13 protein-coding genes are annotated in these 15526 nt (G+C 71.2%); all 13 read right to left on the bottom strand.

The features are described from left to right. Positions 1–57: 57 nt before the first annotated feature. A complete protein-coding gene (gene ftsA / locus H6927_05675) occupies positions 58–1287 on the bottom strand; it encodes a cell division protein FtsA (protein MCP5217585.1) in 1230 nt (409 codons plus the stop codon). 33 nt (positions 1288–1320) lie between these two features. Then, on the bottom strand, positions 1321–2109 hold the full coding sequence (locus H6927_05670) for an FtsQ-type POTRA domain-containing protein (protein ID MCP5217584.1): 789 nt from the start codon (positions 2107–2109) through the stop codon (positions 1321–1323). Next, on the bottom strand, positions 2106–3077 hold the full coding sequence (locus H6927_05665; protein MCP5217583.1) for a D-alanine--D-alanine ligase: 972 nt from the start codon (positions 3075–3077) through the stop codon (positions 2106–2108). Before H6927_05665 ends, H6927_05670 begins: the two co-directional genes overlap by 4 nt. Positions 3078–3082: 5 nt before the next feature. Continuing rightward, positions 3083–4507, bottom strand: a complete 1425-nt coding sequence (locus tag H6927_05660; protein ID MCP5217582.1) for a UDP-N-acetylmuramate--L-alanine ligase — start codon at positions 4505–4507, stop codon at positions 3083–3085. Next, complete coding sequence (gene murG, locus H6927_05655) at positions 4504–5577, bottom strand: undecaprenyldiphospho-muramoylpentapeptide beta-N-acetylglucosaminyltransferase (GenBank protein MCP5217581.1); 1074 nt, start codon at positions 5575–5577, stop codon at positions 4504–4506. Before murG ends, H6927_05660 begins: the two co-directional genes overlap by 4 nt. Next, a complete protein-coding gene (gene ftsW, locus H6927_05650) occupies positions 5574–6764 on the bottom strand; it encodes a putative lipid II flippase FtsW (protein MCP5217580.1) in 1191 nt (396 codons plus the stop codon). Before ftsW ends, murG begins: the two co-directional genes overlap by 4 nt. A 71-nt stretch (positions 6765–6835) precedes the next feature. Beyond that, on the bottom strand, positions 6836–8365 hold the full coding sequence (locus tag H6927_05645; GenBank protein MCP5217579.1) for a UDP-N-acetylmuramoyl-L-alanine--D-glutamate ligase: 1530 nt from the start codon (positions 8363–8365) through the stop codon (positions 6836–6838). Positions 8366–8369: 4 nt separating this feature from the next. Further along, positions 8370–9548, bottom strand: a complete 1179-nt coding sequence (locus H6927_05640) for a phospho-N-acetylmuramoyl-pentapeptide-transferase (protein ID MCP5217578.1) — start codon at positions 9546–9548, stop codon at positions 8370–8372. Continuing rightward, a complete protein-coding gene (gene murF / locus H6927_05635) occupies positions 9538–10959 on the bottom strand; it encodes a UDP-N-acetylmuramoyl-tripeptide--D-alanyl-D-alanine ligase (protein ID MCP5217577.1) in 1422 nt (473 codons plus the stop codon). Before murF ends, H6927_05640 begins: the two co-directional genes overlap by 11 nt. Next, complete coding sequence (locus tag H6927_05630; GenBank protein MCP5217576.1) at positions 10956–12461, bottom strand: UDP-N-acetylmuramoyl-L-alanyl-D-glutamate--2,6-diaminopimelate ligase; 1506 nt, start codon at positions 12459–12461, stop codon at positions 10956–10958. Before H6927_05630 ends, murF begins: the two co-directional genes overlap by 4 nt. Before the next feature lies 1 nt (position 12462). Then, the gene (locus H6927_05625) at positions 12463–14199 is read right to left on the bottom strand and encodes a penicillin-binding protein 2 (protein ID MCP5217575.1); all 1737 of its coding nucleotides are present in this window, start codon (positions 14197–14199) and stop codon (positions 12463–12465) included. Continuing rightward, on the bottom strand, positions 14196–14492 hold the full coding sequence (gene ftsL, locus H6927_05620; GenBank protein ID MCP5217574.1) for a cell division protein FtsL: 297 nt from the start codon (positions 14490–14492) through the stop codon (positions 14196–14198). The genes H6927_05625 and ftsL overlap by 4 nt, the downstream gene beginning before the upstream one ends. Beyond that, a complete protein-coding gene (gene rsmH / locus H6927_05615) occupies positions 14489–15526 on the bottom strand; it encodes a 16S rRNA (cytosine(1402)-N(4))-methyltransferase RsmH (GenBank protein MCP5217573.1) in 1038 nt (345 codons plus the stop codon). The genes ftsL and rsmH overlap by 4 nt, the downstream gene beginning before the upstream one ends.

Raw genomic sequence — 15526 nt, 5'->3', positions numbered from 1 at the left:
TCGGCCAGGGCGGGGGAATGGGGGGCACCAGGGCGCCGTGCTTGGGTCGGTGCATGGTCAGAAGTTCCCCACGATGAATTCCTTGATGCGGCCCAGGGCCGACTTCATGGTGCCGGCCTTTTGCGCCACCTTGAAGCCGCGCAGGCGCGCCAGCCGCGCCTCCTCCAGCAGGCCCATGACGGTGGCCGAGCGCGGCTGGGCCACCATGTCGGACAGCGCGCGCGAATACTTGGGCGCGCCGCGGCGCACGGGCTTGAGGAAGATGTCCTCGCCCAGCTCGACCATGCCGGGCATCACCGAGCTGCCGCCGGTGATGACCACGCCGGAGGACAGCACCTCCTCGAAGCCCGAGTCGCGGATCACCTGCTGCACGAGCTGGAAGATCTCTTCCACGCGCGGCTCGATCACGCCGGCCAGCGCCTGCTTGGACAGCAGGCGCGGCGTGCGGTCGCCCAGGCCCGGCACCTCGACCTGGGTGTCGGCCTCGGCCAGCAGCTGCTTGGCGCAGCCGTGGGCCACCTTGATGTCCTCGGCGTCCATGGTGGGCGTGCGCAGCGCCATGGCGATGTCGCTGGTGATCAGGTCGCCCGCGATCGGCACCACCGCGGTGTGGCGGATGGAGCCGCCGGTGAAGATGGCCACGTCGGTGGTGCCGGCGCCGATGTCCACGCACACCACGCCCAGCTCGCGCTCGTCGTCGGTCAGCACGGCGTGGCTGGAGGCCAGCGGGTTGAGCAGCAGCTGGTCCACCTCCAGCCCGCAGCGGCGCACGCACTTGACGATGTTCTCGGCCGCGCTCTGCGCGCCGGTGACGATGTGCACCTTGGCCTCCAGGCGCATGCCGCTCATGCCCACGGGCTCGCGCACGTCCTGGCCGTCGATGATGAATTCCTGCGGCTCGACCAGCAGCAGGCGCTGGTCGCTGGAGATGTTGATGGTCTTGGCGGCATCGACCACGTGCATCACGTCCGAGGGCGAGACCTCCTTGCTGCGCACCGCCACCATGCCGCTGGAGTTGAACCCGCGAATGTGGCTGCCGGTGATGCCGGTGTAGACGCGGCCGATCTTGCAGTCGGCCATCAACTCGGCCTCCTTCAGGGCCTGCTGGATGCTGGCGACGGTGGCGTCGATGTTGACCACCACGCCGCGCTTGAGCCCATGGCTGGGCGCGCTGCCCAGGCCCGCCAGGCGCAGATCGCCGCCGGGCAGCACCTCGGCCACCACCACCATGATCTTGGCGGTGCCGATGTCCAGCCCGACGATCAAATCCTTGAACTCTTTTGCCATTGTTCTACCTGTCGTTGCCCGTTTGCCGCCGTCTCAACGTTTCGCGCGTGGGTCGGCCGCCTGCATCGTGGTGACGCCGCGCAGGCGCAGCGCGTACCCTCCCACGTGGCGCAGGTCGGCCGTCTCGATGTCCGCCACCGTGCGCTGGTGGCGCGCCGCCACCTCCCGGGCCGTGGTGGCGAACTGGGTCAGGCGCTCCGCCAGCACCGGCTCATCGCCCTGGCCCAGCTCGATGGCCGCGCCGCTGGCCAGGGTGGCGTGCCAGTGGCCGCGCGGCTCCAGCTCCAGGCTGTCGATCGTGGTGTCCAGCGGCGCCACCAGGGGCCCCAGCGCGCGGTACATGGCCAGCACCGCGGGCGCCTGGCCCTCGGGGCCCAGCAGCGTCGGCAGGTCCGAGTCGGCGCCGTCGAAGTCGGCCACCTCGAACACCTTGCCCTGCCCGTCGACCAGGTGCGTGTCGCCCTCGCCCCATTGCGCCACCGGCACGTATTCGTGCAGTTGCACCGCCAGGTGGTTGGGGAACTCGCGCCGCACGGTGGCCTGGCGCACCCAGGGCACCTGCTGGAACGCCGCCTGGACGGCGCCCAGGTCGAGCGTGAAGAAGTTGCCCGACAGGCGCGGCTCCACGCTGGCGCGCAGGCTGGCGCGGCTGACGTGCTGGGTGTCGCCCGTCACCGTGATCTGGCCGATGGTGAACATGGGGCTGCGCAGCACCCACCACAGGCCCGCGGCCACGCCGGCCAGCAGCAGGCCGGACACCAGCACCGCGGTGGTGAAGTTCATCAGCCGCACGTCGAACGGCAGCGCCAGGGACGAGCTCATCGCTCCCCTCCCGCCGGGTAGTCCAGCCCGGCGTCGGCCAGCACCTGCAGGCACAGCTCGGGGTAGCCGATGCCCGCCGCCTTGGCCGCCATCGGCACCAGCGAATGGCCGGTCATGCCGGGCGAGGTGTTGAGCTCCAGCAGCCAGGGTTTGCGCGTGGCGGCGTCGATCATCACGTCCAGGCGGCCCCAGCCGCGGCAGCCCAGCACGCGGTAGGCCTTGAGCACCAGCGCCTGGATGGCCGCCTCCTCGCCGGGCGGCAAATCACAGGGCACGCGGTATTCGGTGACGTCGGTGAAGTACTTGTTTTGATAGTCGTAGTTGCCCTCGGGCGCCACGATATGGATCACCGGCAGGGCCCGCGCGCCCTCGCCCGTGCCCAGGATGGAGCAGGTCACCTCGTCGCCGGCGATGAACTGCTCGCACAGGACGTCGGCGTCCAGCCGGGCGGCGGTGGCCACGGCCGCTGACATCTGCTCGGCGCGCGTCACCTTGGTCAGCCCGATCGAGGAGCCCTCGCGCGAGGGCTTGACGATCAGCGGCAGGCCCAGCTCGGCCACCACGGCCTGCAGGCGCGCGGCATCGTGCTGGCCGCGGTGCAGCAGCACGTGGCGCGGCGTGGGCAGGCCCTCGGCCAGCCACGCGCGCTTGGTCATGATCTTGTCGATGGCCAGGCTGGAGGCCAGCACGCCGGCGCCGGTGTAGGGGATGCCCAGCAGCTCCAGCGCGCCCTGCACCGTGCCATCCTCGCCGTAGCGGCCGTGCAGCGCGATGAAGCAGCGCGCGAAGCCATCGCGCCTCAGCTCATCCATCGAGCGTTCGGCCGGATCGAAGGCGTGGGCATCGACGCCGCGCGCGCGCAAGGCCGCCAGAACACCCTGGCCGGACATCAGCGAAACCTCGCGTTCCGCCGAGCGTCCACCCATCAGCACGGCCACTTTTCCAAACTGAAGGTCGGGTTGCTGCATGGTCATCACGATGAGCCCCGATTATGCTCAGATTTTTGTAGCAAATCAACGACTTTCGCCGAAATGCCACCAATCGATCCCGCGCCCATGCACATCACCACGTCGCCATCGCGCGCCTGCGCGATCAGCTGCGCGGGCAGCTCCGCCACGTCCTCCACGAAAACGGGTTCCACCTGGCCGGCCACGCGCAGCGCGCGCGCCAGCGCGCGGCCGTCGGCCGCCACGATCGGCTCCTCGCCAGCGGCGTAGACCTCGGTCAGCAAGACCGCGTCGGCACGGCCGATGACCTTGACGAAGTCGTCGAAGCAATCGCGCGTGCGGGTGTAGCGGTGCGGCTGGAAGGCCAGCACCAGGCGGCGGCCCGGAAAGGCGCCGCGCGCGGCCGCCAGCGTGGCGGCCATCTCGGCCGGGTGGTGGCCGTAGTCGTCGATCAGGGTGAAGCGCCCGCCGCCCACGGCCGGCAGCTCGCCATAACGCTGGAAGCGCCGGCCCACGCCCTTGAACTCGGCCAGCGCCTTCTGCACCGCCGCGTCGGGAATGTTCAGCTCGACGGCCACCGCGATGGCCGACAGGGCGTTGAGCACGTTGTGCTCGCCCGCCAGGTTCAGCACCACCGGCAGGTCGGGCAGCCGCACGCCGTTGCGCCGCTGCACCGTGAAGTGCATCTGCCCGGCCATCGCGCGCACGTCCACCGCGCGCACCTGGGCGTCCTCGCCGAAGCCGTAGGTGGTGATGGGGCTGGTGACCTGCTCGACGATGGCGCGCACCGCCGGGCTCTCCAGGCACAGGATGGCGGTGCCGTAGAAGGGCAGGCGCCCGAGAAAGTCGACGAAGGCCTTTTCCAGCCGGCCGAAGTCGTGCCCGTAGGTCTCCATGTGGTCGGCGTCGATGTTGGTCACCACCGCCAGCACCGGCGAGAGGTTGAGGAAGGACGCGTCCGACTCGTCGGCCTCCACCACGATGTAGTCGCCCGCGCCCAGGCGGGCGTTGGTGCCGGCGCTGTTCAGGCGCCCGCCGATGACGAAGGTAGGGTCCAGCCCCGCCTCGGCCAGCACGCTGGCCACCAGGCTGGTGGTGGTCGTCTTGCCGTGCGTGCCGGCAATGGCGATGCCCTGCTTCAGGCGCATCAGCTCGGCCAGCATGATGGCGCGCGGCACCACCGGGATGCGGCGCGCGCGCGCGGCCAGCACCTCGGGGTTGTCGGCCTTGACCGCGGTGGAGGTGACCACCGCGTCGGCGCCGGCCACGTGCTCGGCGGCGTGGCCGACGAAGTTCTGGATGCCCAGGCCGGCCAGGCGGCGCAGCATGGCGCCATCGGCCAGGTCGGAGCCGGAGACCACGTAGCCCAGGTTGTGCAGCACCTCGGCGATGCCGCTCATGCCCGAGCCGCCGATGCCGACGAAGTGGATGTGGCGGATGGCGTGCTTCATGCGGCCAGCTCCTCGCATGCGGCCACGATCTCGCGCGTGGCCGTCAGTTTTTGCATGGTTTTGGCCTTCAGCGCGCGCTGCAACAGCGCGGGGCGCTCCATTTTTTGTAGTACTTCCATCAATCGCTCAACGGTCAGGTCGGCCTGCTGGACCAGCCAGCCGGCGTCCTGGTCGACCAGGAAACGGGCGTTGGCGCTCTGGTGGTCGTCCACCGCGTGCGGAAAGGGCACGAACAGCGCGGCGGCGCCCACGGCGGCGATCTCGCTGACGGTGGTGGCGCCGGCGCGGCAAATGACCAAATCGGCCTCGGCGTAGGCGCGGGCCATGTCGTCGATGAAGGGCCGCAAGTCGGCCTCGACGCCGGCGGCCTGGTAGTTGGCGCGCAGCGCGTCGATCTGCTTGGCGCCGCTTTGGTGGGTGACGATCGGGCGCTGTTCAGCCGGCAGCCGGGCCAGCGCCTGGGGCACCACGGTGTTGAGCGCCTGCGCGCCCAGGCTGCCGCCCACCACCAGCAGGCGCAGCGGCCCGCTGCGGCCGGCAAAGCGCGCCGCCGGATCGGGCACCTGGGTGAACTCGGCGCGCAGCGGGTTGCCCACCCACTGCACACGCCGGGCCTTGGCCAGCACGCCGGGAAACGCGGTGAACACGCGGTCGGCCAGGCCAGCCAGCACCTTGTTGGCCAGGCCCGGCACCGAGTTCTGCTCGTGCAGTACCAACGGCCGGCCCAGCGCCACGCCCATCAGCGCGCCCGGAAAGGTGATGTAGCCGCCCAGCCCCACCAGCACGTCGGGCCGCACGCGGCGCACCACCTGGATGCTTTGCCCGAACGCCCGCAGCAGGCGCAGCGGCAGCAAGGCCAGCGTCAGCAGGCCCTTGCCGCGCACACCGCCGAAGTCGATGGCCTCGAAGGCAAAGCCGCGCGGTGGCACCAGCTGCTGCTCCATGCTGCCCGGCGCGCCCAGCCAGTGCACGCGCCAGCCCCGCTCGCGCAGTGCATCGGCCACGGCCAGGCCCGGGAAGATGTGGCCACCCGTGCCGCCCGCCATCACCAAGGCGCAATGCTGGCTCATGCGCGGCCTCCACGCATGAGCTGGCGGTTTTCGGCATCCACCCGCATCACGATGGCGATCGCCACCAGGTTGGCCATGATGGCCGAGCCGCCGTAGCTCATGAAGGGCAGCGTCAGCCCCTTGGTGGGCAGCGCGCCCAGGTTGACGCCGATGTTGATGAAGGCCTGGAAACCCAGCCACAGGCCCACGCCCTGCGCCACCAGGCCGGAGAACACGCGGTCCAGCGCGATGGCCTGCCGCCCGATGCCCATGATGCGGCGGGTGAGCCAGAAGAACAGGAAGATCACGCAGGTCAGGCCCACCAGGCCGAACTCCTCGCCGATGACCGACAGCAGGAAGTCGGTGTGCGCCTCGGGCAGCCAGTGCAGCTTCTCGATGCTGCCGCCCAGGCCGACGCCGAAGACCTCGCCGCGGCCGATGGCGATCAGCGCGTGCGACAGCTGGTAGCCCTTGCCCAGCGCGTGGTCCTCGCTGAACGGGTCGAGGTAGGCGAAGATGCGTGCGCGCCGCCATGGCGAGGTCCAGATCATGGCGGCGAAGGCGGCCACCAGGATGGTGGCGATGACGAAGAACATGCGCGCGTTGACGCCGCCCAGGAACAGGATGCCCATGGCGATCACCGCGATCACCATGAAGGCGCCCATGTCCGGCTGCGCCAGCAGCAGCGAGCCGACCACGCCGATGGCCACCGCCATCGGCAGCACGGCGCGGAAAAAGCGCTCCTTGACCTCCATCTTGCGCACCATGTAGTCGGCGGCGTAGAGCAGGATGGCGATCTTGGCCAGCTCCGAGGGCTGGAAGTTGATCGGCCCGAAGCCGATCCAGCGGCGCGCGCCGTTGACCACGCTGCCGACGTGCGGGATCAGCACCGCGATCAGCAGCGCCAGCGAGACCAGGAACAGCGGCCGCGCCATCTTCTCCCACCAGTCCATGCGCACCTGGAACGCCACCAGCGCCGCCACCAGCGACAGCGCGATCCACATGGTGTGGCGCCCCACGAAGTGATAGGGCGAATAGCGGGCGAAGCGCGGGTTGTCGGGCAGCGCGATGCTGGCCGAATACACCATCACGATGCCGAAGGCCAGCAGCGCCACGCACACCCAGATCAGGGCCTGGTCAAAACCGAGCACGCGCGAGGGCGTGCTGGTGGTACGCGCGAACTCGCTGCCGCCGATGCGCACCGGCAGCGCGCCTTCGCGCGCCGCCTCGGCGCGGCGCCGCCTGCCGCCGGCCAGGCCCGCCAGCTTGCCGACCGCGCTCACGGGATCACCTCCAGCTCGACGCCGGCGTCGTGCGCCATGGCCGTGACGGCGGCGCGGAACACCTCGGCGCGGTGCGCGTAGTCGCGGAACATGTCCAGGCTGGCGCAGGCCGGCGACAGCAGCACCGCGTCGCCCGGCTGCGCGCGCTCACGCGCCTGGGCCACGGCGTCCTCCAGCGTCGCGGCCGACGCCTGCGGCACCCCGGTGCCCTGCAGCGCCTGGCCGATGGCCGGGCCGTCGCGCCCGATCAGGACCGCGGCGCGGGCAAAGCGCGCCACCGGCTCGGCCAGCGGCGCGAAGTCCTGCCCCTTGCCGTCGCCGCCCAGGATCACCACCACGCGGCGCTCGGCGCCCAGGCCCTGCAGCGCGGCCACGGTGGCGCCCACGTTGGTGCCCTTGCTGTCGTCGAAATACTCCACGCCGTCCAGCACGCCGATCGACTCGACGCGGTGCGGCTCGCCGCGGTACTCGCGCAGGCCGTAGAGCATCGGGCCCAGCGCGCAGCCGCCGCTGACGGCCAGCGCCAGCGCGGCCAGCGCATTGACCGCGTTGTGCCGGCCGCGGATGCGCAGGGCGCCTTCCGGCATCAGGCGCTGCAGATGCAGCTCGGGCTCGGCGTCGTCCTTGCGCCGGCGCTGGGTTTCGTCGGCCTCCAGCGCCCGCACCAGCCAGGCCATGCCACCGACCAGCTCGATGCCGAAGTCGCCGGGCGCCGCCGGCATGCCGGCGCCAAAACCCAGCACACCGCGGGCCGGCGGGCGCGGCCCCTTCGCCGCCTTGGCTGCGGGCGCCGGGCGCATGGCGGCCACCCGCGGATCGTCGCGGTTGAGCACCATCGTTGCCGCGGCGCCGAACACCTTGGCCTTGGCCGCTGCGTAGGCCGCCATGTCGCCATGCCAGTCCAGATGGTCTTGCGTGATGTTGAGCACCGTCGCCGCCGTCGGCTCGAAGCCGTGCGCGGCGTCGAGCTGAAAGCTCGACAGCTCCAGCACCCAGACCTCGGGCAGCGCCTGCGCGTCGATGCGCTCCTGCAGGGTGTCCAGCAGGCTGGGGCCGATGTTGCCGGCCACCGCCACGCTCTTGCCGGCGCGCTGCACCAGCTGGCCGGTGAGCGCGGTCACCGTGGTCTTGCCGTTGGTGCCGGTCACGGCCAGCACCACCGGGGCGTAGTCCTGCTCGGCGCGCAGCTGCGCCAACCCCTGGGTGAACAGGTCCAGCTCGCCGCCCACCGGCAGCGCGCGCTCCTGCGCCGCCGCCATCAGGCCCGCCAGGCTGGCCGGCGCCAGGCCCGGGCTGCGGTAGACCGCGCGCAGCGAGGCGTCGTCCAGCAGCGCCGCCGTCAGTGGCCCGGCAACGAAACGGGCCTCGGGCACCGCCTGGTGCAGCAGGGCGAGCTGCGGCGGCTGGGCGCGCGTGTCGGCCACCGTCACGCGCGCGCCCTGGCGCGCGCACCAGCGCGCCATCGCCAGACCGGACTGGCCCAGGCCCAGGATGAGCACGTGCAGATCGGTGAACAGGCCGGTCATCGCATCACCTCAGCTTCAGCGACGACAGGCCCACCAGGCACAGCAGCATGGTGATGATCCAGAAGCGCACCACCACCTGGGTCTCGGCCCAGCCGCTTTTCTCGAAGTGGTGGTGCAGCGGCGCCATCTTGAGCAGGCGCCGGCCTTCGCCGTAGCGGCGCTTGGTGAACTTGAACCAGCTCACCTGGGCCATGACCGAGATCGCCTCGACCACGAAGATGCCGCCCATGATGGCCAGCACGATCTCCTGGCGCACGATGACGGCGATGGTGCCCAGGGCGCCGCCCAGCGCCAGCGCGCCCACGTCGCCCATGAACACCTGCGCCGGATGCGCGTTGAACCACAAGAAAGCCAGCCCGGCGCCGGCCATGGCGGCGCAGAAGATCAGCAGCTCGCCCGTGCCCGGAATGTGCGGGAACAGCAGGTACTTGGCGTAGAACGCGTTGCCCGTGACGTAGGCGAACACGCCCAGCGCCGAGCCCACCATGATCACCGGCATGATGGCCAGGCCGTCCAGCCCGTCGGTCAGGTTGACCGCGTTGCTGGAGCCGACGATGACCAGGTAGCTCAGGATCACGAAGCCCAGCACGCCCAGCGGGTAGCTGACCTCCTTGAAGAAGGGCAGCAGCAGGCCCGCGGCGTGCGGCAGGTCGACCGAGAAGCCCGAGCCGACCCATTGCGTGAACAGCTCCCAGGCGCGCACGTTGGTGCCCTCGGAGATGCTGAACACCAGCGAGAACGCCGCCAGCAGCCCGATGAGCGACTGCCAGAAATACTTCTCGCGCGAGCGCATGCCCTCCGGGTCCTTGCGCACCACCTTGCGCCAGTCGTCCACCCAGCCGATGGCGCCGAAGCCCAGGGTCACCAGCATCACGATCCAGATAAAGCGGTTGGACCAGTCGGCCCACAGCAGCACCGACACGGCAATCGCGATCAGGATCAGCACGCCGCCCATGGTGGGCGTGCCGCTCTTGACCAGGTGCGTCTGCATGGCGTATTCGCGCACCGGCTGGCCGATCTTCAGCGCGGTCAGCTTGCGGATCACCCACGGCCCCGCCACGATGCCGATCAGCAGCGCCGTCATGGCCGCCATCACGGCGCGAAACGTCAGGTACTGGAAGACCCGGAAGAACCCCAGCTCGGGCGACATCTTCTGCAGCCAGGCGGCCAGTTCAAGCAGCATGGGTGCCCTCCGGGGTCGACTCGCCGGCCTGCGCGAGGGCCTGGACCACGCGCTCCATGCGCATGAAGCGCGAGCCCTTGACGGCCACGCTGGCGCAGGTGTTGAGATGCGTGCGCACGGCCGCCTGCAGGCGCTCGATGTCGTCGAAATGGCTGCCGCCAAAGGCCATGGCCGCGTGGATGGCCAGCGCGCCATGCGCCAGCAGATGCTCGATGCCGCGCGCGCGCGCATAGGCGCCCACCTCGGCATGAAAAGCCGGCCCCTGCGTGCCCACCTCGCCCATGTCGCCCAGCACCAGAAGGCGCGGGCCGGGCAGCTCGGCCAGCACGTCGATCAGCGCGCGCACCGAATCCGGGTTGGCGTTGTAGGTGTCGTCGATCAGCGTGAGCGCGCGGCCGCGCCAGCGCAGCAGCACGGTGCGCGAGCGCCCGCGCACCGGCCGGAAGTCGCTCAGGCCCTGCGCCAGCGCCGCCAGCGGCGCCCCCGCGGCCTGCGCGCAGGCCAGCGCCGCCAGGGCATTGCGCAGGTTGTGGGGGCCGGCCACGTGCAGATCGAAGGCGAGCGCGCCGGCCGGCGTGGCGGCGCCCGCCTGCCAATGATCCAGCTGCCAGCGGGCCTGCTGCAGGAACACCTGCGCGCCCTGGTTTTGCTCGCCAAACAGGAGCTGCGTGCGCGCGCCGGACAAGGCCTGCCACACGCTGGTGTAGGGATCTCCCGCCGGAAAAACGGCCACGCCGCCCGCGCCCAGCTGCGCCAGCACCGCGCCGTTCTCGCGCGCCACCGCCTCGACCGTGGCCATGAACTCCTGGTGCTCGCGCTGCGCGTTGTTGACCAGGGCCACCGTCGGCTCGGCGATGGCGGCCAGCTGGGCGATCTCGCCCGGGTGGTTCATGCCCAGCTCGACCACCGCCACGCGGTGCTGCGGGCGCAGGCGCAGCAGGGTCAGCGGCAGACCGATGTCGTTGTTGAAATTGCCCTCGGTGGCCAGCGCCGCGTCGCCCTGCCAGGCGCGCAGCATGGCGGCGATCATCTGCGTGACGGTGGTCTTGCCGTTGCTGCCGGTGACGGCGATCAAAGGCCCCGCAAAGCGCCGGCGCCAGGCCCGCGCCAGCTCGCCCAGGGCCACCCGCGCGTCGGGCACCAGGATGCCGGGCAGGCCGCTGGCGGCCAGTGGCGCCTGGGCCGTGGCGTCGCACAGCACGGCGGCGGCGCCCTTGGCCGCGGCCTCGCCCAAAAATTGCGTGGCGTCGAAGTGCTCGCCCTTCAGGGCCACGAACAGGTCGCCGGCCCGCAGGCTGCGCGTGTCGCTGTGCACGCGCGCGATGCGCACCGCGCCGTCGCCCAGCACGCGCGCCTGCGACAGGCCGCGCGCGGCGTCCTGCAGGGACCACTGCATGGATGTTTCGCTCATGCAGCCGCTCCTTGGGCCAACCACGCGTCCAGGGCCTGGCGCGCCTGCGCCTGATCGGAGAACGGCGTCTTGACGCCACCCGCGTCCTGGTAGTCCTCGTGGCCCTTGCCGGCAATCAGCACCACGTCGCGCGCGTCGGCCTGCGCCACCGCGGTGGCGATGGCGCGGGCACGGTCGGGTTCGACCAGCACCGCGGCGCCACGCTGCACGCCGCGCAGGATGTCGTCGATGATGGCCTGGGGCGGCTCCAGGCGCGGGTTGTCGCTGGTCACCACCACGCGGTCGGCGCCGGCCTGCACGGCCGCGCCCATCAGCGGGCGCTTGCCGGGGTCGCGGTTGCCGCCGCAGCCGAACACGCAGCACAGGCGGCCGCCGCGCTCGGCGGCCAGCGGGCGCAGCGCGGCCAGGGCCTTGTCCAGCGCGTCGGGCGTGTGCGCGTAGTCGACCACGACCAACGGCGCCGCCCGCCCACGGCCGGCCTCGATGCGCTCCATGCGGCCGGGCACGGCGGGCAGGTCGGCGCAGACGTGGGCCGCGTCCGCCAGCGGCACGCCCAGCGCACGCAGGGCGGCCAGCACGCCCAGCATGTTGGAGACGTTGTATTCACCCACCAGGGCGGTGTCCAGCACCTGCGTTTGCGCGCCCTCGCACAGCGTCCAGCGCAGGCCGTGCGCGCCGTAGCGCACATCCTGCGCCTGCAGGCGTGCCGGCTGGTGCAGCGACACCGTCCACACCTCCAGCCCGCGCGCGCGGGTGTGCAGCGCCAGTTGCGCGCCGCGCGGGTCGTCGATGTTGACGACCGCCGCCTGCAGGCCGGACCAGTCGAACAGCACCGCCTTGGCCGCCCAGTAGGCGTCCATGCTGCCGTGGTAGTCCAGGTGGTCCTGCGTGAGGTTGGTGAACATGGCCACGCGGATGGCGGTGCCGTCCAGCCGGTGCTCGGCAATGCCGATGGACGAGGCTTCCATCACGCAGGACTTGACGCCGCCGTCGGCGAACTCGCGCAGGCTGCGCTGCAGCAGCACCGGGTCGGGCGTGGTCAGGCCGGTGGTGCTCAGGCGGTCCGGCCGGCCCACGCCCAAAGTGCCCACCAGCGCACTCGGGGAAAACGCCGAAAGCTCTAATTTTGATAGTGCCCAGGCCAGCCACCAGGCCGACGAGGTCTTGCCGTTGGTGCCGGTGACGGCCACCACCGACACGTCTCGCGAGGGCTCGCCATAGTAGGCCGCGGCAATCGGCCCGCTGGCGGCCTTGAGCGCTGCGTAGCTGGCCACGGCGGGCTGGTCGAAGCCAAAGGGCTCGGCGCCCTCGCGCTCCACCAGGCAGGCCGTGGCGCCCTGCGCCAGCGCCGCGCCGACGAAGCGCCGGCCGTCGGTGGCCGCGCCCGGCCAGGCGATGAAGCCGTCGCCCGGCGCGACCTGGCGGCTGTCGGTGTGCAGGCGCCCGCGCACGTGCTGGTGCAGCCAGCGCGCGGCGTCCTGGGGCGTGTGCAGCGGCGTCATGTCAGAAGGACTCCTCGACCTTCTGCGTCAGGATCTCGGGCTTGACCGCCATGTCCGGCGGCACGCCCTTGATGCGCAGGGTCTGCTGCACCACGTCGCTGAACACCGGCGCCGCCACCGTGCCGCCGAAGTAGGTGCCGTTGCTGGGCTCGTCGACCATCACGCCGACGATGATGCGCGGCTGCTCGATCGGCGCGATGCCGACGAACCAGGCGCGGTACTTGTGCGCGGCGTAACCCTTGCCCTGCTGCTTGCGCGCGGTGCCGGTCTTGCCGCCCACCGAGTAGCCCACCGTCTGCGCAAGCTGGCCGGTGCCGCCGGGGCCGGTCACCAGGTGCAGCATCTTGCGCACATCGCTCGCGGTCTTGGCCGAGAACACCCGCATGCCCGCCGCCGGCTGGCCCTCGGTGCTGCGCAGCAGGGTGGCCGGGATGACGGTGCCGTCGTGCGCCAGCGCGGTGTACGAATGCACCATCTGGAACAGAGAGCCGGACAGGCCGTAGCCGTAGGCCATGGTGGCCTGCTCGACCGGCTTCCAGCTCTTCCACGGACGCAGGCGGCCGGTGGCCGCGCCCGGAAAGTCCAGCTCGGGCTTGCGTCCGTAGCCCAGCGCCGTGTAGACGTTCCACATCTCCTTGGGGCTGAGTCGCTGCGCGATCTTCAGCGCACCGATGTTGCTGGACTTCTGGATCACGCCTTCCACCGTCAACGTGCCGTAGTTGTGCGTGTCGCGCACCGTGTAGCGGTCGAGCTGGTAGCTGCCCGGCGAGGTGTTGATCAGGGTCTGCGGCGTGACGCGGCCCAGCTCCAGCGCGGTGGCCACGGTGATGGGCTTCATCACCGAGCCCGGCTCGAAGGTGTCCGTCAGCGCGATGTTGCGCAGCTGCGCGCCCGACAGGTGGCGGCGGTCGTCCGGCGCATAGCTGGGGTAGTTGGCCAGCGCCAGCACCTCGCCGGTCACCGAGTCGAGCACCACCACGCTGCCGGACTTGGCCTTGTGGGCCACCACCGCGTCGCGCACCTTCTGGTAGGCGAAGAACTGGATCTTGGAGTCGATCGACAGCTGGATGTCCTGGCCGTCGACGGGCGGCACCTCCTCGCCCACCTCCTCGACCACGCGGCCCAGCCGGTCCTTGATGACGCGGCGCGAGCCCTCGCGGCCGGCCAGGCGCCGGTCGAACGAGCGCTCGACGCCCTCCAGGCCCTTGTTCTCGACGTCGGTGAAGCCGATCACGTGCGCCGCCGCCTCGCCCTCGGGGTACACGCGCTTGTATTCCTTGCGCTGGTGGATGCCGGCGATCTTCAGGTCGGCGATCTGCTGGGCCACCGACTGGTCGACCTGCCGCTTGATCCACACGAAGCTGCGATCTTCCTCGCCCAGCTTGTGCTGCAAGTCCTTCAGCGGCATGTTCAGCAGCTTGGCCAGCTGACGCAGCTCGCCCTCGTCGGCCTTGACGTCTTCCGGGATGGCCCAGATGCTGGGCGCCACCACGCTGGAGGCCAGCAGCAGGCCGTTGCGGTCGAAGATGCGGCCGCGGCTGGCGGGCAGCTCGAGCGTGCGCAGCACGCGCTGATCGCCCTGCTTCTGGAAGAAGGCATTGCCGAACACCTGCACGTAGGCCGCCCGCCCCGTCAGGCCCAGGAAGGCCACGGCCAGCCCGGCGACGATGAACTTGCTGCGCCACACCGGCGTGCGCGAGGCCAGCAGGGGGCTGGAGGTGTAGCGGATGCTCTTCATGGCCGGCTCCCCGCCGGCGCCGGCCGCGCGGCGCCCGGCGTGACGTACTCGGTGATGGCCGGCGTCACCGGACGCATGGCCAGCTTGTCGTGCGCCAGCCGCTCCACGCGCAGCGACGTGGCCTGGGCGCGCTTTTCGACTTCCAGCTGGCGCCGCTGCGTGGCCAGGGTGCGGGCCTCGGCACGGGCACGCTCGATCTGCATCACGAGCTGGCGCGATTCGTACTGCACCTTGACCAGGTACATGGCCGAGAACATCAGGGCGGCCAAAAGGACGATGGACAGCCTCGTCATGATGAAACGGAGCCCCCACGCTTCGCCGCTGCGCGTGCTGCGCTGCCCCCCAAGGGGGCGCTCACCGCCTTGGGGCGGCCCGGCGGCGGCTCGTGGCCGCCCCCACGCTTGCCCACTGCGCTGACGGCCACATCGGTGCGCTCGGCCACCCGCATGATGGCGCTGCGCGCGCGCGGGTTGGCGGCCACCTCGGCGGCGCCCGGGCGCACGCGGCCCAGCGCGCGCAGCAGCGTGGGCGCCGGCTCGGCAAAGGGCGCGCGGCGGTCGACCTCGGCGTGCGCGTGGCGGGCGATGAACTGCTTGGCGATGCGGTCTTCCAGCGAATGGAAGCTGATCACCACCAGGCGGCCGTCGGGTTGCAGCACGTGCAGACTCGCTTCTAGCGCCTGCCGGAGCTCTTCAAGCTCGGCGTTGACGAAAATCCGAACAGCCTGGAAGGTGCGCGTCGCAGGGTGCTGACCCGGCTCGCGAGTGCGGACCGCGCCGGCGACGAGCTCGGCGAATTCCAGGGTGCGGGCCACGGGATGACCCGCTTGCCGACGCGCGACAATCGCCTTTGCAATGGCGACAGCAAACCGTTCTTCGCCGTAGTCACGAATCACCTCCGCGATCTGCTGCTGGGATGCCACCGCCAGCCAGTCGGCCGCGCTCTGGCCCCGCGAGGGGTCCATGCGCATGTCCAGCGGGCCGTCGGCACGAAAAGAAAAACCCCGCTCGGGGTTGTCGATTTGCGGCGAGCTGATCCCCAAGTCCAGCAAGACCCCGGCCACGCTCGCCGGGGGCAGCTCGCCCAGCGCCGCGAAACCCTGGTGGCGCATCTCCAGGCGCGGGTCCCCCATGCGGGCGGCTTCGGCCACCGCCTCCGGGTCCTTGTCGAAAGCAATCAGGCGCCCACCGGGCGCCAGTTGCTGCAGGATGCGCCGCGCGTGCCCGCCGCGCCCGAAGGTCGCGTCCACGTAGCAGCCCCGCGGGTCCGAAACCAGGGCTTCGACGGCTTCGTTCAGCAGGACGGTGGTGTGCGACCATGTGTTCAC

The sequence above is a fragment of the Burkholderiaceae bacterium genome (genome assembly GCA_024235995.1).
Taxonomy (GTDB): Bacteria; Pseudomonadota; Gammaproteobacteria; order Burkholderiales; family Burkholderiaceae_C; genus Ottowia.
The sequence above is the reverse complement of the archived record's forward strand: the minus strand, read 5'-3'. Positions and strand labels throughout refer to the sequence as shown.

What these genes read in the sequence shown, in the direction of transcription:
- ftsA (MCP5217585.1), bottom strand. Translation starts at nt 1,287, where the DNA reads ATGGCAAAAGAGTTCAAGGATTTGATCGTCGGGCTGGACATCGGCACC.
- H6927_05670 (MCP5217584.1), bottom strand. Translation starts at nt 2,109, where the DNA reads ATGAGCTCGTCCCTGGCGCTGCCGTTCGACGTGCGGCTGATGAACTTC.
- H6927_05665 (MCP5217583.1), bottom strand. Translation starts at nt 3,077, where the DNA reads ATGCAGCAACCCGACCTTCAGTTTGGAAAAGTGGCCGTGCTGATGGGT.
- H6927_05660 (MCP5217582.1), bottom strand. Translation starts at nt 4,507, where the DNA reads ATGAAGCACGCCATCCGCCACATCCACTTCGTCGGCATCGGCGGCTCG.
- murG (MCP5217581.1), bottom strand. Translation starts at nt 5,577, where the DNA reads ATGAGCCAGCATTGCGCCTTGGTGATGGCGGGCGGCACGGGTGGCCAC.
- H6927_05645 (MCP5217579.1), bottom strand. Translation starts at nt 8,365, where the DNA reads ATGACCGGCCTGTTCACCGATCTGCACGTGCTCATCCTGGGCCTGGGC.
- H6927_05640 (MCP5217578.1), bottom strand. Translation starts at nt 9,548, where the DNA reads ATGCTGCTTGAACTGGCCGCCTGGCTGCAGAAGATGTCGCCCGAGCTG.
- murF (MCP5217577.1), bottom strand. Translation starts at nt 10,959, where the DNA reads ATGAGCGAAACATCCATGCAGTGGTCCCTGCAGGACGCCGCGCGCGGC.
- H6927_05630 (MCP5217576.1), bottom strand. Translation starts at nt 12,461, where the DNA reads ATGACGCCGCTGCACACGCCCCAGGACGCCGCGCGCTGGCTGCACCAG.
- H6927_05625 (MCP5217575.1), bottom strand. Translation starts at nt 14,199, where the DNA reads ATGAAGAGCATCCGCTACACCTCCAGCCCCCTGCTGGCCTCGCGCACG.
- ftsL (MCP5217574.1), bottom strand. Translation starts at nt 14,492, where the DNA reads ATGACGAGGCTGTCCATCGTCCTTTTGGCCGCCCTGATGTTCTCGGCC.